Source organism: Candidatus Dormiibacterota bacterium (assembly GCA_035532035.1).
In the GTDB taxonomy this organism is placed as follows: domain Bacteria; phylum Vulcanimicrobiota; class Vulcanimicrobiia; order Vulcanimicrobiales; family Vulcanimicrobiaceae; genus Tyrphobacter.
In genome coordinates, this window is sequence record DATKRS010000011.1 from 151,953 (window position 1) to 172,258 (window position 20,306).

At 67.0% G+C, this 20,306-nt stretch carries 27 protein-coding genes and 1 tRNA gene; 2 read left to right on the forward strand and 26 right to left on the reverse strand.

Features of this window, described 5'->3' with window-relative positions:
* The 19 genes from VMV82_04590 to VMV82_04680 all read right to left on the reverse strand — a co-directional run bounded on the left by VMV82_04590 (position 1) and on the right by VMV82_04680 (position 14,479).
* Complete coding sequence (locus tag VMV82_04590) at positions 1-276, reverse strand: flagellar hook-basal body complex protein FliE (protein HUY40828.1); 276 nt, start codon at positions 274-276, stop codon at positions 1-3.
* Positions 273-602, reverse strand: a complete 330-nt coding sequence (locus tag VMV82_04595) for a flagellar basal body rod C-terminal domain-containing protein (protein HUY40829.1) — start codon at positions 600-602, stop codon at positions 273-275. The genes VMV82_04590 and VMV82_04595 overlap by 4 nt, the downstream gene beginning before the upstream one ends.
* On the reverse strand, positions 599-817 hold the full coding sequence (locus VMV82_04600) for a hypothetical protein (protein ID HUY40830.1): 219 nt from the start codon (positions 815-817) through the stop codon (positions 599-601). Before VMV82_04600 ends, VMV82_04595 begins: the two co-directional genes overlap by 4 nt.
* Before the next feature lie 43 nt (positions 818-860).
* Entirely contained in the window at positions 861-1,907 is a 1,047-nt protein-coding gene (locus VMV82_04605; protein ID HUY40831.1) for a DUF3810 family protein, read from the reverse strand.
* A gap of 28 nt (positions 1,908-1,935) precedes the next feature.
* Entirely contained in the window at positions 1,936-2,331 is a 396-nt protein-coding gene (rpsI, locus tag VMV82_04610; GenBank protein ID HUY40832.1) for a 30S ribosomal protein S9, read from the reverse strand.
* Positions 2,328-2,768, reverse strand: a complete 441-nt coding sequence (gene rplM / locus VMV82_04615) for a 50S ribosomal protein L13 (GenBank protein HUY40833.1) — start codon at positions 2,766-2,768, stop codon at positions 2,328-2,330. Before rplM ends, rpsI begins: the two co-directional genes overlap by 4 nt.
* A gap of 75 nt (positions 2,769-2,843) precedes the next feature.
* Entirely contained in the window at positions 2,844-4,298 is a 1,455-nt protein-coding gene (locus tag VMV82_04620) for a PQQ-binding-like beta-propeller repeat protein (protein ID HUY40834.1), read from the reverse strand.
* A gap of 2 nt (positions 4,299-4,300) precedes the next feature.
* Positions 4,301-5,209 (reverse strand): tRNA pseudouridine(38-40) synthase TruA, encoded by a 909-nt coding sequence (gene truA, locus VMV82_04625; protein ID HUY40835.1) that lies wholly within the window; start codon positions 5,207-5,209, stop codon positions 4,301-4,303.
* Positions 5,098-5,532, reverse strand: a complete 435-nt coding sequence (locus VMV82_04630) for a DUF5069 domain-containing protein (GenBank protein HUY40836.1) — start codon at positions 5,530-5,532, stop codon at positions 5,098-5,100. Before VMV82_04630 ends, truA begins: the two co-directional genes overlap by 112 nt.
* A gap of 16 nt (positions 5,533-5,548) precedes the next feature.
* Complete coding sequence (gene lysS, locus VMV82_04635; protein HUY40837.1) at positions 5,549-7,051, reverse strand: lysine--tRNA ligase; 1,503 nt, start codon at positions 7,049-7,051, stop codon at positions 5,549-5,551.
* Entirely contained in the window at positions 7,033-7,239 is a 207-nt protein-coding gene (locus tag VMV82_04640) for a hypothetical protein (GenBank protein HUY40838.1), read from the reverse strand. Before VMV82_04640 ends, lysS begins: the two co-directional genes overlap by 19 nt.
* 28 nt (positions 7,240-7,267) lie before the next feature.
* Positions 7,268-7,774, reverse strand: a complete 507-nt coding sequence (gene greA / locus VMV82_04645; protein ID HUY40839.1) for a transcription elongation factor GreA — start codon at positions 7,772-7,774, stop codon at positions 7,268-7,270.
* A gap of 98 nt (positions 7,775-7,872) precedes the next feature.
* Positions 7,873-9,213: an APC family permease gene (locus tag VMV82_04650; protein ID HUY40840.1), complete on the reverse strand. Its 1,341-nt coding sequence runs from the start codon at positions 9,211-9,213 to the stop codon at positions 7,873-7,875.
* Positions 9,200-10,105: a quinate 5-dehydrogenase gene (locus tag VMV82_04655; protein ID HUY40841.1), complete on the reverse strand. Its 906-nt coding sequence runs from the start codon at positions 10,103-10,105 to the stop codon at positions 9,200-9,202. The genes VMV82_04650 and VMV82_04655 overlap by 14 nt, the downstream gene beginning before the upstream one ends.
* Entirely contained in the window at positions 10,102-10,848 is a 747-nt protein-coding gene (locus VMV82_04660) for a type II CAAX endopeptidase family protein (GenBank protein ID HUY40842.1), read from the reverse strand. Before VMV82_04660 ends, VMV82_04655 begins: the two co-directional genes overlap by 4 nt.
* Positions 10,845-11,963, reverse strand: a complete 1,119-nt coding sequence (locus tag VMV82_04665; protein HUY40843.1) for a shikimate dehydrogenase — start codon at positions 11,961-11,963, stop codon at positions 10,845-10,847. Before VMV82_04665 ends, VMV82_04660 begins: the two co-directional genes overlap by 4 nt.
* A gap of 4 nt (positions 11,964-11,967) precedes the next feature.
* A complete protein-coding gene (locus tag VMV82_04670; protein ID HUY40844.1) occupies positions 11,968-12,405 on the reverse strand; it encodes an aromatase/cyclase in 438 nt (145 codons plus the stop codon).
* A 6-nt stretch (positions 12,406-12,411) separates the two neighbouring features.
* Positions 12,412-13,695: an aspartate aminotransferase family protein gene (locus VMV82_04675; GenBank protein ID HUY40845.1), complete on the reverse strand. Its 1,284-nt coding sequence runs from the start codon at positions 13,693-13,695 to the stop codon at positions 12,412-12,414.
* Positions 13,696-13,723: 28 nt separating this feature from the next.
* A complete protein-coding gene (locus VMV82_04680; protein ID HUY40846.1) occupies positions 13,724-14,479 on the reverse strand; it encodes a hypothetical protein in 756 nt (251 codons plus the stop codon).
* A gap of 65 nt (positions 14,480-14,544) precedes the next feature.
* Here VMV82_04680 and VMV82_04685 point away from each other — a divergent pair.
* Positions 14,545-14,618: transfer RNA gene (locus tag VMV82_04685), tRNA-Ser, on the forward strand.
* Between the two features lie 131 nt (positions 14,619-14,749).
* On the opposite strand, the gene dusB is transcribed toward VMV82_04685, so the two are convergent.
* The 7 genes from dusB to VMV82_04720 form a co-directional block, all read right to left on the reverse strand.
* Complete coding sequence (dusB, locus tag VMV82_04690; protein ID HUY40847.1) at positions 14,750-15,751, reverse strand: tRNA dihydrouridine synthase DusB; 1,002 nt, start codon at positions 15,749-15,751, stop codon at positions 14,750-14,752.
* Positions 15,752-15,763: 12 nt separating this feature from the next.
* Entirely contained in the window at positions 15,764-16,156 is a 393-nt protein-coding gene (locus tag VMV82_04695) for a type II toxin-antitoxin system VapC family toxin (protein HUY40848.1), read from the reverse strand.
* 9 nt (positions 16,157-16,165) lie between these two features.
* Complete coding sequence (locus VMV82_04700; GenBank protein ID HUY40849.1) at positions 16,166-16,408, reverse strand: type II toxin-antitoxin system prevent-host-death family antitoxin; 243 nt, start codon at positions 16,406-16,408, stop codon at positions 16,166-16,168.
* 90 nt (positions 16,409-16,498) lie between these two features.
* Entirely contained in the window at positions 16,499-17,272 is a 774-nt protein-coding gene (locus tag VMV82_04705) for a type III pantothenate kinase (protein ID HUY40850.1), read from the reverse strand.
* The gene (coaBC, locus tag VMV82_04710) at positions 17,272-18,453 is read right to left on the reverse strand and encodes a bifunctional phosphopantothenoylcysteine decarboxylase/phosphopantothenate--cysteine ligase CoaBC (GenBank protein ID HUY40851.1); all 1,182 of its coding nucleotides are present in this window, start codon (positions 18,451-18,453) and stop codon (positions 17,272-17,274) included. The genes VMV82_04705 and coaBC overlap by 1 nt, the downstream gene beginning before the upstream one ends.
* The gene (gene panC / locus VMV82_04715) at positions 18,450-19,268 is read right to left on the reverse strand and encodes a pantoate--beta-alanine ligase (protein HUY40852.1); all 819 of its coding nucleotides are present in this window, start codon (positions 19,266-19,268) and stop codon (positions 18,450-18,452) included. Before panC ends, coaBC begins: the two co-directional genes overlap by 4 nt.
* A complete protein-coding gene (locus VMV82_04720) occupies positions 19,268-19,561 on the reverse strand; it encodes an FHA domain-containing protein (protein HUY40853.1) in 294 nt (97 codons plus the stop codon). The genes panC and VMV82_04720 overlap by 1 nt, the downstream gene beginning before the upstream one ends.
* A gap of 384 nt (positions 19,562-19,945) precedes the next feature.
* Between VMV82_04720 and VMV82_04725 the strand changes: the two genes are divergently transcribed.
* The gene (locus tag VMV82_04725; protein ID HUY40854.1) at positions 19,946-20,161 is read left to right on the forward strand and encodes a hypothetical protein; all 216 of its coding nucleotides are present in this window, start codon (positions 19,946-19,948) and stop codon (positions 20,159-20,161) included.
* Positions 20,162-20,306: the final 145 nt, after the last annotated feature.

Below are 20,306 nucleotides of genomic sequence, written 5' to 3' on the forward strand. Positions count from 1 at the left end.
TCAAATCTGCATGTTCAGGACGCTCTGCACCGCCTGCGCCGTGCGCTGCGCCGCCGCGACGGCAACCGCGAGCGCAACATCGGCACGCGCTCGAGCGTAGACCGCGCCGCGCAGATCCCCGCGCCCGCTCGCGTATGCGTCCTCCGCACGCGTGGCGTCCCCGAAGATCGCGCCGAGCGCGTCGACGGCTTGGGAGAAGGCCGCAGCGTCGCCGTTCTCACCGCGGGCCGCGGAGTCGGGCCGAGGAGCGTCGGGTTGCAGGAGGCGTACCGTCATACGCGTCCGAGCTCGATCGTACGCTCGGCGAGCCGTTTGCCCGCGGTGAAGATCGCTGCGTCGCTCTCGTACGAGCGCGATGCGTTCATCACGGCAATCATCTCCGTAAGGATGTCGACGTTCGTGCCGCGCTCGCTGCGCGTGCCCGCGAACTCGACCATGCTCCCGCGCGGGCTCTCCACGATGCGGAACTGCGGCACCGCGCGCGGATACGCCGCATCGGGCCCGGCCGCTTCGGCTGCGGCGACGTTGCGCGCGGCGACGTCCATCGCGGCGCGCTGGGCGTCCATTGCGCTCGCGGCCGTGGCGAGAAGGTCGACGCTCATCCTTTCGCCGCCGTCTGGATCTCTTGCAGCCGCGCACGCGTCGCACCGAGCAGCGCCTCGGTAAAGATCACGCTGCGCGCGACGGCGGCCATTGCCGCGTCGGCACCGCGCCGGTCGTCTCCGGCGTCGGCCCGCGCGACGGCGCGTTGCGCGTCGCGCAACTGCCGGTCAGCCTCGGCGAAGCCGCTACGCAGGGAGTGTGCTACGTCGAACATGCTCCGGATCGTACGGCGGCCGTGTGACCGCCGCGGGGCCGGGCTATGTCCGCGCTGTTACCGGCAAGCCGCTGCGGTCGAGCGGAATCGCTAGCATCAAGCGCGTGACCTCGTCGTAGCTCGCGACGCCGGAGACGATGCGATTGCTCTTGAGATAGGCGTTGTACGCGTGCCAGGAAAGACGCGCGAGCGAGAGGTTGATGCGGCGCGCGTCGCGCGCGCGAATCGCCGCGAAATCGCTCCAGACGAGCGGGGCAAACGTGCTGTGCCGGTACTGGCGCAGCGGAGGGAGCGCGAAGAAGAGCTGCATCCAGCCGGAGTAGCGAACCGCTGGATCGGGCGAGCGCAGACAGGTGAGCGTTGCGAGGTAGTTCGCTTCGTCCTCACGCGCAAAGCCCGCGACGTGGCTCCACTCGTGCGCGAGATCGAATGGGCGCTCGAACCAGAGAAGGTCGGATGCGAGCTGCACGGTGAGCGTCAGGGGATTGATGAAGCCGCTCGTTCCCGTCGCGTTCATGAACGGATCGGCGAGCGTCGCCTTCGGTTGCCCGACCTGCGGCGCCCACGTGTCGCCGCTGCGCCGTACGACGCCAAGCCACGCAGCGCGCAGTGCAACGAGCTCGAGCCGTTCGCCCGCGCGCGCGTGCGCGGCGGGAGCGAGCGCGTTCATCTCGGCGATTGCGCGAGCTCGCAGCGCCTCGAGCGCCCGCGGAGTAATGCGAGAAGGCTCGTAGAGCACGCGCGTCTCAACCGGTGCGCGATCGTAGTTCCAGCCCCAGCTCGCCTCGAACCAAATCGCGTAGAGCGCCGCGATCGCGAGCACGTCGAGTGCGGCGAATCCGGCGGCAAACCACGCTCGCCCGCTCCTGCCTTCTCGCGCGCGCACCACGATGCGCCATACGATGAGTGCGGCGCCGGCGAGCGCGGCGAGATCGCCAAGAGACCACGGGAAGAGACGTGTGATTGCGTGCGCGACGGGCTCCCAGCGGGCGTACGCACCGTTCGTGTAGACGCGCTCGATCCACGCGGCGCTCGGATGGATGAAGAGCGCCATGCTCGCCGCAACGATCGCCGCGGCGCGCAGGCTCAAGGAGACGTAAAGGCTGCGAGAGCTTGAGCTAGCGCTTGCTATACTGGAAGCGCTTGCGTGCCCGTTTGCGGCCGTACTTCTTCGACTCTTTCTCGCGCGAGTCGCGCGTGAGGAAGCCGTTGCTGCGCAGCGTCTCCTTCAACGTCTCGTCCATCTCGAGCAGTGCGCGTGCGATGCCGTGCCGCACGGCACCGGCTTGACCGGTCATGCCGCCGCCTTGGGTCTTGACGTCGATGTCGAAGCGCGCCACGCTCTGCGTAGCTTCGAGCGGCTGGCGCACGATCTGCTGCAGCTGCGGGCGCGGGAAATAGTCGTCGATCGAACGCTTGTTGATCGTGATCACGCCTTGGCCAAGCGTGATCTTCACGCGCGCGACTGCGCGCTTGCGGCGACCGGTCCCTTGCGAGACGTCAGCTGGATTCAATGCGTGGGGACCTCAGCGAGCGGGCGAGGCTGTTGCGCCTCGTGCGGATGTTCGGTACCGGCGTAGACGCGCAGACGCCGCAGCTGCTCCCCGCGTAGTTTATTCGTCGCCAGCATGCCGCGGACGGCCATCTCGATCAGGCGCTGCGGGTGCTTGGCGTGAATCTCGCGCGCGGTGCGCGTGTGCAGACCGCCCGGGTAGCCGCTGTGCCGGCGATAGACTTTGTCGTCCCATTTCCTACCGCCGAGCTCCACCTGCGCAGCATTGACCACGACGACGTGATCGCCGTCATCGATGTGCGGCGTCCACGTCGGTTTGTGCCTGCCCGAGAGGGCGCGGGCGATATGGACGGCGAGGGTCCCGAGGCGCTGCCCCGCCGCGTCCACGATATACCAATCGTGGCGCGTCTCTGCCGTCGTCTGCTGGTAGGTTCGCACGACCAAGGGATTCTATCGGGAAAGACCCCGGGGGTCAAGGGCGCGCCCGTAGCCGGCAGGCGTCTCCTTCCCGATTCAGTGCCGAGCGTAGGATTTCTCGAGGTGCGGGTCGCGCTGCGGCACGATCCGGCCGAGGGAGCGTCCGATGCGCTCCCAGAGCGTCAGCCGGGTTATCCCCGCGACCTGGCGCGAATCGCGGATCGCGGAGAGGGGCAGCGCCACGACGTCGCTGCGGCCGCCGATGACGAGCGAATCGTTCACGACGATCGGCGAACCGGTATTGAACTGCATGTCCGTCGCCGTCGAACCCACCACGCGTCCGGTGCGCGCGTCGAGCGCCCACAGATGGCCGCCCAAATCGCCCAGATAGAGGATGCCGTCGCGCGCGCAGATCCCGCCCTTGACGGGACCGTCGACGCGCGTTTGCCACAGCACGCGGCCGTTCGCGTCGAGTGCCGTGACGATCGGCGCCACCGCGCTTCCTATGTAGATGCGCCCGCCGTAGATCGCGGGAATGGCGGCCTCGTTGTACCTCGGCACGCGGCCGACGACCGACGCGAGCCTCGTGTCCCACAGCATTCTGCCCGTGCGTCTGTCCAGCGCGTAGACGTGCTCGCGCGCGCGCGCGCCCTCGGTGACGATGAGGCCGCGCGGGCCGGGCGCAACCGGCTCCAAGTACATTCCGACGAGCGCAACCGGGGTGAGCGCGAGCGGATCGGCACCGATCGCACCGTCGAGGTCGCTGAAGCGATGCTTCCACGCCGGTGCGCCGTCGCGCGCGCGCAGCGCGTAGACGGCATTCTCGAGACGTCCCGACAGATAGATCCGCCCGTCTTCTCCGTCGACGACGCTCGACATCGCGAAGGCGCTCGGCAGACGGCGATGCCAGCGATACGCGCCGGTGTGCGCGTCGACGGCGAGCACGGTTCCTGCACCGTCGGCGGCGACGATCGTGCCGCCGATGATTGCCTGGGAAGGCATGCCCGTCCCGTCGAGTCCGCTCCACCACGCTTCGATGCCGGTCGCCGCGTCGATTGCCTCCAACTTGTTCATGCCTTCGCCAATCACGACGAAGTGCGGCGGATCGTAGACCATGTCGCCGTTGTTCCCGGTGCCGACGTAGACGAGCCCGTTTGCATACGCGGGCTGCGACATGACCTCGTTCTCCGCACGGTAGCGCCAGCGCAGCGATCCCGTCACGCCGTCGATCGCATAGAGGTGATGGTCGTTGGCCGAGACGAGAATCGTCGTTCCCATCACCGTCGGCGACGACGAGATCCCGCCGCTTTGGAAACGCCACGCGAACGTACGCGGTAGATCGTCGCTCACGACGACGACGTTGAGCCCGCCGCCGAGGCGAAAACTCCGCCACGCGGTCTCGCGGTCGGCGCGGAAGACCGTGACCAGCGGATCGTGGGTCGCGACGCCGCGCTCCACCGACGCGTCGTGCGGCGAACATGCCGCGACGAGGCAGGCCGACGCGAGCAACCCAATGAGAAACGCAGACGCGCGCGCGTTATGGAACGCCAACGTTAGCGCAGTTCCGGCGGGCGAGCGGGCGGCACCTCCCCGACCCACGGCTCGCCGTACGAGTCGTACCCCGCATAGCGAACGCCGGCGAGGTAGAGACCGCGGGCGGGGGCGGTGATGCCCGCAGCTCTGCGCTCTCGGGCCGCCAGTACGGCGAGCAGGCTCGCCGGGTCGCGGCGCCCATCGCCGCACTCGACGAGCGTGCCGACCATCGCGCGCACCATATGATGAAGAAACCCATCTGCGCTCACCTGCAGCCGCACGAGCTCGCCACGGCGATCGAGCGCGCACTCGGAGAGCCTGCGTACCGTGCGGCCGTTCTCCGGCAGCGCGCAGAACGAGCGGAAATCGTGCTCGCCGGCTAGATGCGCCGCAGCCGCAATCATCGCGTCGAGGTCTAGCGCGCGCCGGACATGCCACGCGTAGCGGGCCAGCAAGGGCGAGGGCGCGGCGCGATTCAGAATCGCGTAGACGTACGTGCGCTCTAACGCGCAGCGGCGCGCCGAAAAATCGTCGCCGGCTTCGGCAACGTCGCGCACCGCAAGGTCGTCGTCGAGCACGGCGTTGAGCGCGACGGCGAGCCGCTCGGCCGGAAACGCACCCGGAGTGCGAAACGAGACCACTTGCCCCGTTGCATGCACGCCGGCGTCGGTGCGCCCAGCCCCCGTTACGGCGATGCGCTCGCCAAAGATCTTGGCGAGCGCATCCTCCAGAACGCCGGCGACGGTGCGAACCGACGCCTGTCGCTGAAAACCGTGGAACTCCGTACCGTCGTATTCGACGGTGCAGCGCAGCGCGGTCAGACGCCCACGCGAACGGGAACCTCGCGCTTTTCGTCGAGGTCGAGAAGATCCGGCCAGGTCATGACGTCCTCGCGGTCGGGTGCGACGCGATTGCGCACCGTGAGGAATCCTTCCAAGGAGCGTCCCTCGGGGCGATGGCTCAGCCAGTCGCGATTCCAACGCTCGATCTCGGCGGGCGATTTCTTGCGCACGATTGGCGCGAGCCGCTCTTCGATTTCGCGATCGCCCTTTGCGGTGCGCACGACGTCGAGCAACTCCTCACCCGTGACGCCGAGGAACTCGAAGAGTCCTTGGTCCATCGGGCAATCGTAATTGTATTCGCCGACGTTCCCGTGTACGACGGCTTTGGCTTTGTCAATCGTGCGCGGAAGCTGGACGAGGCCCAGCATCTCCTCGTGCACGCTGCGGGGGTATTCTTTTGTTAGATCCATACTGCCGGGAACACGCTCACCCGTGCTGGCGTTGCAGCGGGAAGAGAATGACGTCGCGCACCGAGACGTTGTTCGTGAGCAACATCACGAGCCGGTCGACGCCGATGCCGATGCCGGCGGTCGGCGGCATGCCGTACTCGAGCGCCCGCACGAAGTCCCAATCGGGCTCGGGAATCTCTTGGTCGCCCGCAGCACGCTGTGCGGCCTGCGCCTCGAAGCGGGCTCGCTGATCGTCGGGATCGTTCAGCTCCGTGAAGGCATTGCTGATCTCCATGCCCGCGCAGAACAGCTCGTAGCGATCGACGAGCTCGCGATCGCCTGCTTTGCGCTTGGCGAGCGGCGAGATCACCGCCGGATAGTCCATCACGAAGGTGGGCTGCACCAAGTTGTCTTGCACAACCCGGTCGAAGATCTTGTCGAGCGCGTGGCCGTGCGCCGGAGACGGCGGCAGGCCCAGTTCCTCGAGCGCGGCTGCCGCGCCCTTTGCGTCGAGCAGGCGCTCCTGCGTCAGCTTCCCGTCGCTGTACTGCGCGAGCGCGTCGAAATAGCCGATGCGCGCGAAAGGTCGCGCGAACGACAGCGTGCGGTCGCCCAACTTCAGCTCGCTCGCACCGCCGGAGACGACCTCGACGAGCCGCGCGAGGAGCGCTTCGTTGAACTCCAGCATGTCGTGCACGTTCCAGTACGCGGCATACAGCTCGAGCATCGTGAACTCCGGGTTGTGCGTCGTGTCGATGCCTTCGTTGCGAAAGATGCGCCCGATCTCGTAGACGCGATCGATGCCGCCGACGATCAGGCGCTTCAAGTTCAGCTCTGTTGCGATGCGCAGCTGCATCGTTTGGTCGAGCGCGTTGACGTGCGTCAGGAAGGGCCTCGCCGCCGCACCGCCGGCGACGTGCAAGAGCGTCGGCGTCTCGACTTCGAAGAAGTCCTGCGCGTCGATGAAGCGGCGCATCTCCGAAAGGATGCGGCTGCGCTGCAGAAACGATTCCCGAACCTCCGGATTGACGATGAGGTCGACGTAGCGCTGGCGATAGCGTTTCTCGACGTCCTGCAAGCCATGCCATTTGTCGGGAAGGGGCTGCAGCGATTTTCCCAGCACGGTCGCGGACGTCACGCGCAGGGTCAGCTCGCCCATCTTCGAGCGAAACATGTACCCGCGCACGCCGACGAGGTCGCCTCGTTCGAGATCATCCCAATCGGCGAAGCCCTGCTCGCCGACGTCGTCCTTCTTTATATAGAGCTGCACCCGGCCAGCGGAATCTTGAAGATCCGCGAAGATGCTCTTGCCCATCGTGCGCTTTCCGAGCAGACGTCCCGCGAGGCTCCAGCCCTCCGCTGCGGCGTCTTGCCCGTTCTCCAAAAACCCGTAGCGCGCCGTCAGCTCGGCAGCGGTTGCATCGACGGGATAGCGCGTTTGTGCGAACGGGTCGCCGCTGCGCGCGCGCAACCGCTCGAGGTGCTCTCGCCTCGCAGCGACGAGCGCAGCCTCGGTCTTGCCTACGCCACCAGAGTCCAAGCTACTTCCCCTTTCGAGAACGCATCCTCGAAGCGTGGAAGAACGTCCGAGCGCGGGTTGAGGTTCGTCCGATTGAGGAACGTCGGACCGAGGAGCGGAGACAGGACGTCGGGAGCGACGAGGCCGACGAGCAGGAGCGAGTCACGGACGACGAGCGACGAGCGGTTCCGAGATTGGACGAACCTCACCCCGAGCTCTTCGACGTGGGCGCCACGCTCAGGACGCCTTCTTTATCTTTTTCGCCCCGTTGGTCTTGATCTGCTCGATGCGGTACTTGACGATTCCGCGCGGCGTGGTGACGTCGATCGTCTCGCCCTTCTTGTGCCCCATGAGCGCGCCGCCGAGCGGCGATTCGTTGGAGATGCGCTGCTTGGGCGGATCGGCTTCCGCCGAACCGACGATCGTGAACTCGTACGTATCGTCGCTCTTGACGTCCTTGACCTTGACCACCGCGCCGAGATGCACTTCCCCGGCGGCGTACTCCGTCTCTTCGATCAGGCGCGCGTTGCGAATCATCGATTCGATGCGCAAGATGCGGCCTTCGATGAAGGCTTGCTCCTGTTTTGCATCTTCGTACTCCGCGTTTTCGCTCAGGTCGCCGTACTCTTTGGCCTGACGAATGCGGTCGTTGACCTCGCGGCGATGCACGCTCTTCAACTCGTCGAGCTCCAGCTGGAGCTTCGTGAGGCCCTCGGCGGTCAAGATGATCTCTTTGTCGTTCAAGTGCAACACCTCAGGGTGGGGCCTCGCACCATGCGAAAGCCCCAAAAGTCGACGCGCCCGCCCGGGCGCTGGCGCCGTTTGTTCTGGAGGCCCATTTCTTACCCTGCCTCGGCCGCCGGACGGCCCCGCCAGAGGGCGAAAATTAGGCCTGACAGCACCCCCACGAGCGCGTACGAGCGCAGCTGCGCGCTCTCGGTCACCACCGACAAGCCGAGGACCGCCAAGAGCAGGCTCGCGCCGGCCAGTGGAACGACGACGCCGGCGAGGAGCGCTCCGCGAACCCTGAGGAAACGGCGCACGCAAGCGAGCGCGCTCACCCCGAAGAGAAGTCCGAGAAAGAGCGCGCTGCCGTCGAGCACGAGCGTCAGCTGGTCCGCTGCCGACGACGAAAAGCCGGTAAGGAGCTCGAAGAGCGTCGCCACCGCGGCGACCGCCACGAGCGCCCAGCGAGGCTCGTTGCGGTCGTCCAAGCCGCCGAAGGCGCGCGCGAGCACTCCGTCGCGCCCCATCGCGTACACCGAGCGCGATAGGTAGAGAATCGTCGTCCACAGCGCCGAGAGCGACGAGGTCAGCACCGTCACGACGATTGCGACGCGCCACGCTTCGCCGCCGAGACGATCGCCGACGTACGCGAGCGCGTCGGTTTGATGTGCGGCGAGACCGGCAACGCCGCCCGCGTGCAGATACGCCACCATGCACAAGCCGAGGACGGCGGCGGTAACGAGCAGGCCCGTGATGCCGCCGCGCCCGGATGCCCTTGCGTCGCCGGCGACTTCTTCGCTCGTCGCAGCGGAGAGCTCCCATCCGTCGACCATCCACACCGCGAGCGTCATCGCGGCGAGCACGCCGGCGAACGTGACCGGCACGGCGCTTGCGTGCGCGGCTGCGGCGTGCGGCGGCGGAAGGAACGACGATGCGATCGCGCTCGCTGCGAGCACCGCCATCTCGACGAGCAGCGCGACGAGCGTAACGGCTGCTGTCGGCCTGATGCCCGCGTAGAGCAAGATCGCGCTGCCGGCGATCCAGATCGCGCCGACGACCGCCGACCAGCGCGGATCCGCTTCGTGCGCGGGCGCGACGAGCGCGAGCGTGTAGAAGCCGACCGGCACCGCGGTCGCGAGCGTGGCGAAGAAGTTCGAAAGCAGGAGCAGCCACGCCGCGTACGCGCCGGCATACGGCCCGAACGACTCTCGCACCCACGAATACGCCGACCCCGCATTCGGCGCGACGCGCGAAAGCATCGCGTAGCTCACGGCGATGCAGAGCATGATCGCGGTCATCGCGCCCAGCGCGAGCGGCGCGGCGGCGCCCGCGGCCGCAACCATCGGCCCCGTCGTTGCAGCGAGCGAGTACGCCGGGCCCATCGACGCCGACGACAGTACCGAGACGTCGAAGAACCCCAGGACGCGGGGCAGCCGCCGAGGCTTAGTGGAGGTCAATGACACGCGGTTTGAGGGACAACTCGTGCAGCACGCGCTCGTACTCTTGCGCACGAATCTCGCCCCACTTCTTGCCGAGCAACGCGACGAGCGCGGCTTCCACGACGTTGGTCCCGAACGAACGCCCGCCGAAGTCCGGCGTCGTCGTCACGAGCGTTGAGACGCCGCGCTTCTTTAGGTCTTCGACGTCCGCATCGGTCACGGTGTTCGTCAGCACGATTTTACCGTCGAGGCGCGGCGGCATGAAGCGCCGCATGAAGTGGAAGTCTCCGGCGATGATCTCGGCCTCTTCGTAGTACTGCGGGTACTTGGGCTCAGGCGGCTGGTCTTGTTTCTTCCCGGTGGGATAGAAGAACTGGAACGGAAGCTTGCACGCGTCGGGGAGATACTTCTCAGCCATCTCCTCGAAGGTCGTGAGATCGCGCACCGGCTTGTCGAGATCCAACGCAAAAATGAAATCGCCGAAGAGGACGTCGGCCCCGGCGTCGACGAGCGCTTGCGCCATGCCGAACCGATCGAGAGCGCTGACCATGAGCACCTTCGTGCCGCGTAGCTCGATACCGAGCTCTTCGCGCATGAACCGTACCGCTTCGCGCTCGAGCGTGTTCTTCAAGCCGCTGCCGTCGACGACGGGCGTGATCTTCGCCGCGTCGAGCAGGCGCAGACCGTCGCGAAGTGCGTACCGCTTCGTTCCCGCATACAGGTAGACGTCGATGCCGCCGAGCCCGATGGCGTCGACCTTTCCGTCGAGCTCGCGAACCTTCGCGATCGCCACGTCGAGCTTTCCATCGACGCCGGAGCGCGTGATGTCGAACTCTTCGCCGAGCAGCGTCACCCGCGCGTGATGGTCGCGCTTCGAGGAGCCGAGCGAGACGGAGACGACGGTCTTCATCGATGCCCCGAGACGCGCGCGGCGAGCAGCAGCCCCGCGATCGCGATGTTATTTGTCGCATGGACGAGGATGCACGCGAGCATCGAGCGCGTCGTCGCGCGAAACCACGCCGCCGTACCGAGCGCGACGCCGCGCGCGAGGTCGAGAAACGACGTCGGCAGATGGACCAGCACGAAAACGATCGTGGTCACGGCGCCCGCCCAAAACGGGCCCAGGCGCTGCACGCGCGTCTGGAGCCAACCCTGCATCAGAAACTCTTCGACCACCGGCGCCCCGAGCGCGAGAACGAGCATCCCCGCGATCAGGCCGCCGCTGAAGTAATCGATGGTGACCGAATGGCTGCGCAGGTGCAATGCCAACACGAGCACGCTCACGATCGCAAGCTCGACCACCACGCAGGCCAGACCGAGGCCCAGTGCGAGCAGCGACGCGCGCGGCCAGCTCACGGCGCCGGCAAGCATCGTTCGCAGCACGGGCAACGGCGAGCGCACCACGGCAAACAACAACGATCCGTAGAAAACGGTGCTGAACGTGATGACGACCGGACCCATCGTTCGCGAATGCGCCCAGCCCCGCGCGACGAGGACGACGCCCAGGCCCACCGCCGCGGTGATCGCGATCAGCAGCGCGATGAAGAAAGCGACGCCGGGCTTCGAGTGGCGCACGAAGTCGCGGTACGCTTCTTCGACGACCGGCACGCGCTGCGCGTCGAAGCGCAGCCAGCGCTGCAACCGTTGCGTCATACGGGAACCCGGGCGCGCCGCTCGCGCGCGGCCGCGCGCGTCGCGGCAATCTTCTCCTGCGTGATCGCCGCGTCGAAGGCGCGCATGCCACCCAGCGTGAATCCGCAGCGCTCCGCCATCGCTTGCATCTCGATGACCTTTGCGAGGTCGATGCCACGCCCCAGCGTGTAGCTCTCGAAACGCTGCTCGAGCGCGAGCACCATCGTCTCGCTCATGCACGCGAGCGCGGTGCGCGGCGGCAGATTGAGATCGAACTCGCTGCCCGGCTCGCGCACGCGCTCGAAGCGCGGCTCGCCCGGAACGAGCATGTTGCCGCCTTCCGTCACGAGCACGTCGGGGCGCAGCGCCGCGACGCGGCGGCTGACGTCGTGCGGAAGCGACAGCTCGCAGACGATCGCGCCGGTCTGCAAATCCTCCGGCTCGATCACGTCTTGCGTCGAGGAAGTTGCCGTGAGCACGAGCTGCGCGCGCCGCACCGCTGCCGAGACGTCGGTCGTCGCCTCCGACGGACAGGCAAGCTCGCCCGCGATCTGCTCGTGCAGTTTGCGCAGGCGCGTCGCATTGCGCGCGACGAGGATCACGCGCCCAACGCTCGGCGCGAGCAGCCGAACGCAGGCGCCTCCGATGGAGCCGGTCGCGCCGACGACGACCGCCGTCGACTCCGCCGGCTCGACGCCCATCTCGCGCGCTCCGCGCAGGAGACTCTGCAAGCCCGCGGCGATCGTGAGCGAGTTGCCCGTCGTCACCGGAATCGGCGCGCGCTGTGCAATCGTGACGCCGCCGTCGCCGACGACGCCGGTGAACGCTCCCAGGCCCGCGATCTGTGCGCCAAGCTCGACGCCCAGATCGATCGCGCTCAGAATGCGCGCATACACGTCCTCGCGCGGCAGCTCGAGCATCTGCTCGGGCAGCAACCCAGTGGCGACGAACCAGCCTTCGGTCTCGCGCCCGTCCGGCGTGCGCACGCCGGTGACGTGCACCGCCGTCCACGCCGGCATCCATTCGAGGATCTTGCGCACGATCGGCGCGCCTTTACCCTTTGCGCTGGGCTCGTACCGCGCCACGTCATCCAGGCTCACCGGATGAATGACAAAACAAAACTTCGGAACGCTCATGCGATCACAAGCGCTCCGCTTCTCGTTTTAACGCTGCCAGCATCATCTCGCTGTTCTCCCGCACCTTCTTCTCGAGCGTCGGTCCGATGAGCTCGGCGAGCGTCGGAACCCCGAAGTCGTACTCCACGCCGAGCACCACGTGCGTCGCGCCGTCGCGCTCGGTGAAAGTCCAGCTTCCTTCAAACGTGTCGAGATCGCCTTCCAGGAGCTTGTAGTCGATCCGCAGCGCGTCGTCGTCGAAGCGGTCCTCCTCGGTCCATTCGATGGGCGCCTCTTCCACGAGCGTCTTCCAGCGGGAGACGACGCCGCCGGCGCGGTGCTCGAGGATGGTGACGCTCTCGACGTCGGGCATGAACTGCGGAAAGCGATCCTGCTGCTTCGCCAGCTCGTAGACGACCCGCGCTGGCGCAGTCACCGTGATCGCAGTCTCGACGAACGGCATTCGCGCTTAGAGGTCGCCGAGCTTTTCGTAGGCTGCGGCAATGCTGGCGCGCAATGCGTCGATCGCGCGCGCGATCTCGCTTTCGTTGACGACCAGCGGCGGCTCCAAGCGAATCACGCGCTGCTGATTCAGCGTCCATGCGGCCGTAACGCCGCGCTGCAGCATCTCAGGAATGATCGCGCCGCCATACCCCTCGTTCGTGAGCTCGACGCCGACGAGCAGCCCGAGCCCGCGCACCTCGCGAATTACGGCGGGAAACTGCGCCGCGACTGCGCGCGCCCCGGCAAGAAGCTGCTCGCCGCGAATCCGCGCGTTTTCGACGAGATGCTCCTCCTCGAGCACGTTCATCGCGGCGAGCGCCGCCGCGCAGGCGAGCGGATTGCCGCCGAAGGTCGACGTGTGCAGGAGCGGCGCCTTTCCGAAGGCGCGCTCCCAAACCGCAGGTCGCGCGATGAACGCTCCTACCGGGATCACGCCGCCGGAGAGTCCCTTCGCGAGCGTCATCACGTCGGGCACGACGCCGTCGCGCTCGCAGGCGAAGCGAAAGCCGCAGCGGCCGAGCCCCGTCTGCACTTCGTCGGCGACGAGTAGCGCCTCCGCACTCTCGCACGCCGCCTTTGCAGCGCGCAGGTATCCCGGCTGCGGAACGTTGACGCCGCCCTCGCCCTGCACCGGCTCGACGATGAACGCAGCCGCGCCGTCGAGCGCGCTCTTGAGAATCTCTTCGTCGCCGAAGGGTACGTGCTCGACGTTGGCGAGCAGCGGCGCAAACGGGGTACGAAACGCGTCGCGACCGCTGGCTGAAAGCGCGCCGAGCGTCTTACCGTGGTACGCACCATGCGTCGCGACGATCTTCGCGCGGCCGGTCGCAGCGCGCGCGAGCTTGATTGCGCCTTCGACGGCTTCGGTTCCCGAGTTGCACCAAAACGAGATCTGCAAGTCGCCGGGGGCGAGCTCGGCAAGGCGTTTCGCGGCGCGGCCGAGCAGCGGGTCGAACATCGTCTTGCCCGAGAGCGCCATGAGATCGAGCTGCGCGCGAACCGCCTCGACGACGCGTACGTGCGTGTGGCCGAGTGTGAAGACGCCGTAGCCGCCCGCGAAATCGAGATACGCCTTTCCGTTCTGATCCCAAATCGTGCAGCCGTGCGCGCGCGTCTCCACGGGACTGCCGGAGAGCCGCATGACGCGCGCCAGCGGCGGGTTCACGTAGCGCCGGTAGTTCTCGTAGGTCTCGTCGGCGAGCTCTGCCGGAGTCGCCGCGCCGTAGAGCGCGTCGCGTTCCTCGATCATCAATGGCCTTTTCGCCGTCTCCCCGCTGTCACCCTGAGCTTGTCGAAGGGCGATCGCGGCTTTGCGCGAGCGCCACGGCGTAGCCGGCCCGCGCGGGGAGGCCCAGCGGCGGATATCCGAGCGACGCCGCAGCCTCGTCGCCGTAGAGCGCCGCTACGATCGCGGGATACGCCGTCGATTCACGGAGCGGCTCGATGATGCGTCGCGCGTCGCGCAGCGCTGCGTCGTCGAGGTGCACGCGCTCGCCGGCAAAGTGCGCGGCCTCGCCCTCTTGCTCCATCATCGCTCGCAGCGTTCGCGCTGGGCCGTGCTTGCGCTCGTGAACCGTGCGACAGATGGCGCCGAGCGTCTCGCGACGTGCGTGCTCCAGCGTCGGCTCTTCACTCGTCCAGAAGAGTACCGTCGCCCAGCCGCGCGCGACTTCGTACCGTCGCTCGAAGCGGTTTGCCATCTCGGTGAAGTAGCGATTCGTCCATCCGCCTTTGAGATCGTCCGCGACGGCGATCGCGACGCGCACGCTGTCGTCCACGCCGGCCAGGCGCTCCTGCGCCTGCGCGGCGGCTTGCGCGGCGACGCGCTCCACGCCGAGATCGATCATGCGGTCGAGCAGCTCGGCAACGTGCTCGCGCCCCATCGGGTTGAGCACGGTCAACGGCAACACGGCTTCGCCCGTCTCGTCGGTCATCGCTTTGACGTACGCATCGAAACGCTCGCGCCCGCGTGGAACGGCGTAGAGTTCCCGCTCGCGCTGCAGCAATGGAACGAGCTCGACCTGGAGAGGCATGATCGCCGGCGAGAATTCTCTATTGAGGGCCTCGCTCTTGCTTCACGCCGCGGTATTGGCCGATGGCGCCCGTAGCTCAATCGAACAGAGCGCCATTCCGACTAAGTGGAGGATGCGGGTTTGAGTCCCGCCGGGCGCGCGCTCCCGATGGCTAGGCACCTTGACGCGGACTGGTCACCCGCGCTAGAGTCGAGGTGCTTAGTCGGAGCGGCGCTCGCATCCGCGAGCTACACGGAAGAGGACCGGGTATCCGGCCCTCTTCTTTTTCTCCTATGCTGCGAGGTTGGATTCGAGGCGCGCGATCGTCTCTTCAATGAGCGCGATCGCGTCGTCGGCGCGGTCGAGCCGCATCAAACGCTCGCGCAGTTGCGCCGCGCCGGGAACGCTTTTCAAGTAGAGCGCGACGTGCTTGCGCATCTGCGGAACCGCGCGCGCCTCGCCTAACTCGTCGAGCATCGCGCGGTAGTGAATGATCGCATAGCGCAAGCGATCGGGCGCGTTCGGCGACGGCTGCGCCTCGCGTCCCTCCATGAGGTCGCGGATCTGCGCTATGAGCCACGGATTGCCCAGCGTCGCGCGCCCGAGCATGATTGCGTCAACGCCGCTCTCCCGCATGCGCCGCATCGCAACGTGCGCGTCGTTGAGGTCGCCGTTACCGATTACGGGAATCTCGACCGCCCGCTTGAGGCGCGCGATGTGCTCCCAGTCGGCATCTCCTTTATAGAATTGCTTCGCGGTGCGCGCGTGCAGCGTCAGCGCCTGAACGCCGGCATCTTGAGCGCGGCGGGCAATCTCCAGGTAGACGAGCCGGTCCTCGCCCCAGCCCAGGCGCATCTTCATCGTCACCGGGCAGTCGACCGCGGCGACGACCGCGCGCATGATCGCTTCGCAACGGTCGGGATCGCGCAGGCAGGCGGAGCCGCCGTTCGTCTTCGTGACCTTCGGCGCCGGGCAGCCGAAGTTGATGTCGACGATATCGGCGCCGCACTCGCGCACGATCTTCGCCGCGTGCGCCATCGCCTGCGGATCGTCGCCCCAGAGTTGCGTTGAAACGGGTCTCTCGATACCGTGCTGGTCGATCATCTCCATCGTGCGCTTGCTGCCGAACTTCAGCGCGTTGGACGAGACGAACTCCGTCACGGTGAGCCCGAGGCCGAACGGCTTGTAGAGCGCACGCATCGTGCGGTTGGTCACGCCCGACATGGGCGCGAGCACGAGCGGCGGCCAGACCTCGATCGGCCCGATACGCAACGGAGAAACGGCGTGGCCCACGTTCGTCGTATCCTAGCCGCAAGCGACGCCGTGACGGGATGCGGCTGCCAAGAGGGCCGCGTCGTACGAGCACAAGACGGCCTGGTGCGCCGCAGCGAGTCGCAGGTAGAGCGCGTCGTAGACCGTGAGAGCGTACCGCGTGCCGAGGGTCATCGCCTCGCGAACGTGCTCGGTTTCTATCGGCACGATGTCGATCGGATATGCTTCGAATTTCACAAACGCTTCGGAAAGCGAATCATCGGAGATTCTTCCCCTGCGGGAGGCGGCAAGCAAAGCGCTGCCGACCTCGACCCGCAGCAGCGCTGGTGCCGCGGCTGATTCGTCACGCATGCGCGTGAGGATGGACTCCGCATCGTGACTATGCTCGTCGGGCAAAAGCCATGCGAGAACCACTGACGAATCCATGACGAGCACCTAGCGCCGGCCCTCGCGTGCCATGTCCTTCAGTTCCTCGGCGGTAAAGCGGGCGTTGACTCGCTCCCGGAGGGCGCGGCTTTCGCCAAGCAGCCGTGTAACGCGATCGGCGCGCGACTCGATGGGTACGATGCGCGCGACGGGACGCCCGTTCCGCGTGACCGTCACGGTCTCACCGGCGGCGACGTCGTCGAGGATCTGGCTAAAGTGGCTCTTGGCCTCGTAGGCGCCGATCTGCTTCATAGTAGACTAGTCTCCAAGACCAGTCTACTATGCGATGGCCAAGCTTTGCAAGCTTTTATGGGGCGACGGCCCCTCGCAAGCCTTCGGCCGCTAACGGCGATTTGCCGCATGGTATAAGCGAAGGCCCTCCAAGCTGAGGTACGGGTCGACCCGCTCGATCAGCGTAGAGTGGCGCGCAACGACGTCGGCGAGGCCGCCGGTGGCGATCACCCGCGCGTCCACGCCCATCTCTTCGCGCATGCGGGCAATCAACGCCTCGCTCTGGCCGATGAAGCCGTAGACGATTCCGGCTTGCAGTGCTTCGATCGTGTTGCGGCCGAGCGCCGTGTGGGGCGCCTCGAGCGCGATCTGCGGCAACTTCGCAGTGCGGCCGACGAGAGCGTCGATCGAGACTTGAATCCCGGGCGCGATCGCCACACCGCTGTACTCGCCGGTAGCGGAGATCGCCATGAAGACGGTCGCCGTTCCGTAACTGACGATGATGAGCGGCGAACCGTACCGCGCGCGCCCGCCGATCGCCATCGCGACCAAATCCGCGCCCACCTCCTCCGGCCGCTCCGTACGGACGGCAATGAGGCTTTGGCGATGCGGTTCGAAGAAGACCGGCGCGACGCCGAAGCTTCGCTCGCAGGCAACCTCGAGCGACGCGTCGAGCTTCGGCACGACGCTCGCGATCACGATCGCGCTGACCTCGCTTGCAGCGATGCCGCTCTGCCCGAACAATTGCAGGAAGAGCGCGCTGCACTCGTCGGGCGTGCGGCGGGGCTCGGTGGTTAGGCGCCACGTGTGACGCAGCCGATCCTCGCCATCGGCAAAGCAGCCAAGCTTGGTCTCGGTGTTTCCGACGTCGATCGCGAGCAGCATCAGCGGCCTCGCAGCTCTTCGAGCGCGTCGAGCAGCCGCGCCGCGAGCAGCGCTTTCCCGCCCTTGCCCAAGTCCTTTCTCTCTCTCTCCCCCCACAGCAGCACGAGCGCGTTCTCGCCGATTCCGAATCCACGCTCGCCGCCCACGTCGTTGACGACGATCGCATCGAGATGCTTGCGCCGCAGCTTCTCTCGAGCGCGCGCTTCATGGTCGTGCGTTTGCGCGGCGAACCCGACGAGAAAGCTCTTCCCTTTGCGCGCGCCGAGCTCCGCCAGAATGTCCGGATTCGCCTCGAAGCGCAGATCGAGCTCGGCCTCACCTTTCGCGCGCTTCTCCGCCGCGAACTCCGCGGGCCGCCAATCCGCTACCGCAGCGGTCGCAATCGTGAGGTCCGCGCCGACGGCGTGCGCGAGGGCAGCGTCGCGCATCTCCCGCGCGCTCGTCACCCGCAGCACGCGCACCTCCGCCGGAGGCGCGAGCAGCGTGGGGCCCAGAATCAGCGTCACGTCGGCGCCGCGACGCGCCGCTTCGCGCGCGAGTGCGATTCCGGTCGCCCCCGTCGCTGCGTTGCTGACGAAACGCACCGGGTCGAAGGCTTCGCGCGTCGGACCCGCGGTAATCGCGACGCGCACGCCCGCGAGCGTCTGCGGCGCGAGCGATCGCTCGAGCGCGGCGATCAAGCGCTCCTCCGACGCCAGGCGCCCGACGCCGTGCTCGCCCTCGGCGAGGTAGCCCTCTTCCGGCTCGACGATCGCATAGCCGCGCTCGCGCAGCGTCGCAAGATGCGCTTGCGTTGCGGGATTCTCGTACATCGCCGCATTCATCGCCGGTGCGAGTACGATGGGAATGCGCGCGGCAAGCAGCGCGGTCGAGAGCAGATCGTCGGCGAGTCCGAGCGCGAGCTTGGCGATCGCGTGCGCGGTCGCCGGAACGACCATCGCAACCTCCGCCTCGCGCACCAGCCGGATGTGCGGAATCTCTTCGGGTGCATCCCAGAGCGAAGTGTAGACCGGGCGCCCCGTCAGCGATGCGAAGGTGAGCGCGCCGACGAACCGCTCGGCCTCGGCGGTCATGACGACGTCGACGACGGCGCCGCGTTGCACGAGCGTCGAGGCGAGCGCCGCCGTTTTATAGGCAGCGATGCCCCCGGTCACGCCGAGGAGAATCCGCCGCCCCTTCATCCGCGTACCCAGAGATTGTCGATGAGGCGCGTGCTGCCGAAGCGCGCAGCGCCGAGCACGAACGCTGGCGGCCGCAGCCTTTCGAGCGGCTCGAACGTGTCGGCGTCCACCAGATCGTAGTAGTCGAGCGATGCCGCGGGTGCGAGCGCGCTGCGCGCGACGGCGATTGCCTCAGCCTTGCTCGCGCCGCGCTCGAGCACCGCCAAAAGCTCGCGCAACGAACGGTACAGCGTCGGAGCAGCCGTACGCTCCTGACCGCTCAGATACGCGTTGCGGCTCGAAAGCGCGAGCCCATCGCTCTCGCGTACGGTTTCGACGATCTCGATCTCCACCGGCACGTTCAAGTCGCGCACGACGCGCCGCAGCACCGCGGTCTGCTGCGCGTCCTTCTGCCCGACGTAGAGCACGTCGGGCGTCACGAGATCGAGCAGCTTCACCACGACGGTTGCGACGCCACGAAAGTGGTCTGGGCGAATCGCGCCCTCGAAGGCCTCGCCGACCGAACCCGGATCGATCGCCGTCGAAAAACCGGTGGGATACATCGCGTCCGCGTCGGGTGCGAAGAGCAGCTCGACGCCGGCGCCTTCCAGCGCCGAGCGGTCGCCGGCGAGATCGCGCGGATACCGCTCGAAGTCTTCACCGGCGCGAAACTGCAGCGGGTTGACAAAAACGGAGGCTGCAACGCACGCGCTTGCCGCGCGCGCACGTGCCAGAAGCGCAAGATGACCGGCATGCAGCGATCCCATGGTTGGAACGAATCCAAGCGGGCGCGGGAGCTTGGCGACGGCTTCGCGCAGCGCGCGGGGCTGCGTGATTACGCGCGTGTGACCCGCAGCACGGTTCGCCCGACGACGAAAGGCGTGCCGATCTCCAAAGGGGCTGCTTGATTGAGGTCTTTGCCGTCGAGCTTGGTCCCGTTGCGGCTTTTTAGATCCGTGAGCAATATCTGCTCGCCGTCGACGCAGAGATACGCATGCTTGCGCGAGACGTACCGGTCGAGCGGGATGCAGGCCTCGGCGATCTTGTCGTCGCGGCCGATGGTAATCTCCCGGTCGAACGCCCACGTCTTCCCGTCGAGAGGGCCGCTCAGAACCTCCAGGAGATACATGGCGCGCCAGCCTTCTTTATAAGGACGCCGCACCCTGCGCGGCGTCCGGCGCTACGCTGCGCTTCGGCCGCTTCGCGCCCTCAACTGCGCTGCGCGCCCCCACGCTGACTTCGCAGCATGGGCCCCCACTTTATAAGGACGCCGCACCCTTGCTCTCGCCTCCTTGTATGGGTCCCTTCGGAGACGCTCGTCGCTCGCCGTCCATGGCTCGCTCCTGCTGCCTTCCTCGCCCCCTCCTCCCGTCATCCGGTGACTCCGGGGCTCGCTCAGAGCCTCCTCAAGGACCCGTATGAAGAGGCTCGCTTCAGGTTGTCCCGTTCGAGAACCTGATGAAGCGAACCGAGCGGCTAAGTTTTCTCGCCGAACAGGTCGATACTGTGAAGGGTGACCATGAACGATCGTATCGAGGAACTGCTGCATCTCATCGAAGTCGAACCCGACAAGTTGCGGGAGGCGGAGTTCCTTCAGGCCCAAACGATCCTCGACACGCTGATCGGCAAAACGATCGTCTCAGCGGAGATCGAGGAACGGCGCATCGTCATCGGCACGTCCGACGGCAATAAGTACTTCTTCTACGGATTTCTCGGGAACGAGTCTTAGCGCGGCTCCGGCGTCGCGCCGTCGAGCATCTTCGCGATCGACTCCTGATCCTCGGGCGCAATCTGCGTGAAGGCAACGCCGTGCGCGTAGCGCTTCGTCGCCGCCTCGAAGAACGAAAGGACGACGCGTCCGCGCGCGAGCGCCT

Excerpts from the sequence above, each read along its gene's own strand:
- VMV82_04630 (HUY40836.1), bottom strand. The coding sequence starts at position 5,532 with ATGGATCTAACAAAAGAATACCCCCGCAGCGTGCACGAGGAGATGCTG.
- VMV82_04660 (HUY40842.1), bottom strand. The coding sequence starts at position 10,848 with ATGACGCAACGGTTGCAGCGCTGGCTGCGCTTCGACGCGCAGCGCGTG.
- VMV82_04595 (HUY40829.1), bottom strand. The coding sequence starts at position 602 with ATGAGCGTCGACCTTCTCGCCACGGCCGCGAGCGCAATGGACGCCCAG.
- VMV82_04680 (HUY40846.1), bottom strand. The coding sequence starts at position 14,479 with ATGCCTCTCCAGGTCGAGCTCGTTCCATTGCTGCAGCGCGAGCGGGAA.
- VMV82_04675 (HUY40845.1), bottom strand. The coding sequence starts at position 13,695 with ATGATCGAGGAACGCGACGCGCTCTACGGCGCGGCGACTCCGGCAGAG.
- VMV82_04700 (HUY40849.1), bottom strand. The coding sequence starts at position 16,408 with ATGAAGCAGATCGGCGCCTACGAGGCCAAGAGCCACTTTAGCCAGATC.
- VMV82_04705 (HUY40850.1), bottom strand. The coding sequence starts at position 17,272 with ATGCTGCTCGCGATCGACGTCGGAAACACCGAGACCAAGCTTGGCTGC.
- VMV82_04665 (HUY40843.1), bottom strand. The coding sequence starts at position 11,963 with ATGAGCGTTCCGAAGTTTTGTTTTGTCATTCATCCGGTGAGCCTGGAT.
- coaBC (HUY40851.1), bottom strand. The coding sequence starts at position 18,453 with ATGAAGGGGCGGCGGATTCTCCTCGGCGTGACCGGGGGCATCGCTGCC.
- VMV82_04720 (HUY40853.1), bottom strand. The coding sequence starts at position 19,561 with ATGTATCTCCTGGAGGTTCTGAGCGGCCCTCTCGACGGGAAGACGTGG.
- VMV82_04590 (HUY40828.1), bottom strand. The coding sequence starts at position 276 with ATGACGGTACGCCTCCTGCAACCCGACGCTCCTCGGCCCGACTCCGCG.
- VMV82_04695 (HUY40848.1), bottom strand. The coding sequence starts at position 16,156 with ATGGATTCGTCAGTGGTTCTCGCATGGCTTTTGCCCGACGAGCATAGT.
- VMV82_04655 (HUY40841.1), bottom strand. The coding sequence starts at position 10,105 with ATGAAGACCGTCGTCTCCGTCTCGCTCGGCTCCTCGAAGCGCGACCAT.
- VMV82_04600 (HUY40830.1), bottom strand. The coding sequence starts at position 817 with ATGTTCGACGTAGCACACTCCCTGCGTAGCGGCTTCGCCGAGGCTGAC.
- VMV82_04670 (HUY40844.1), bottom strand. The coding sequence starts at position 12,405 with ATGCCGTTCGTCGAGACTGCGATCACGGTGACTGCGCCAGCGCGGGTC.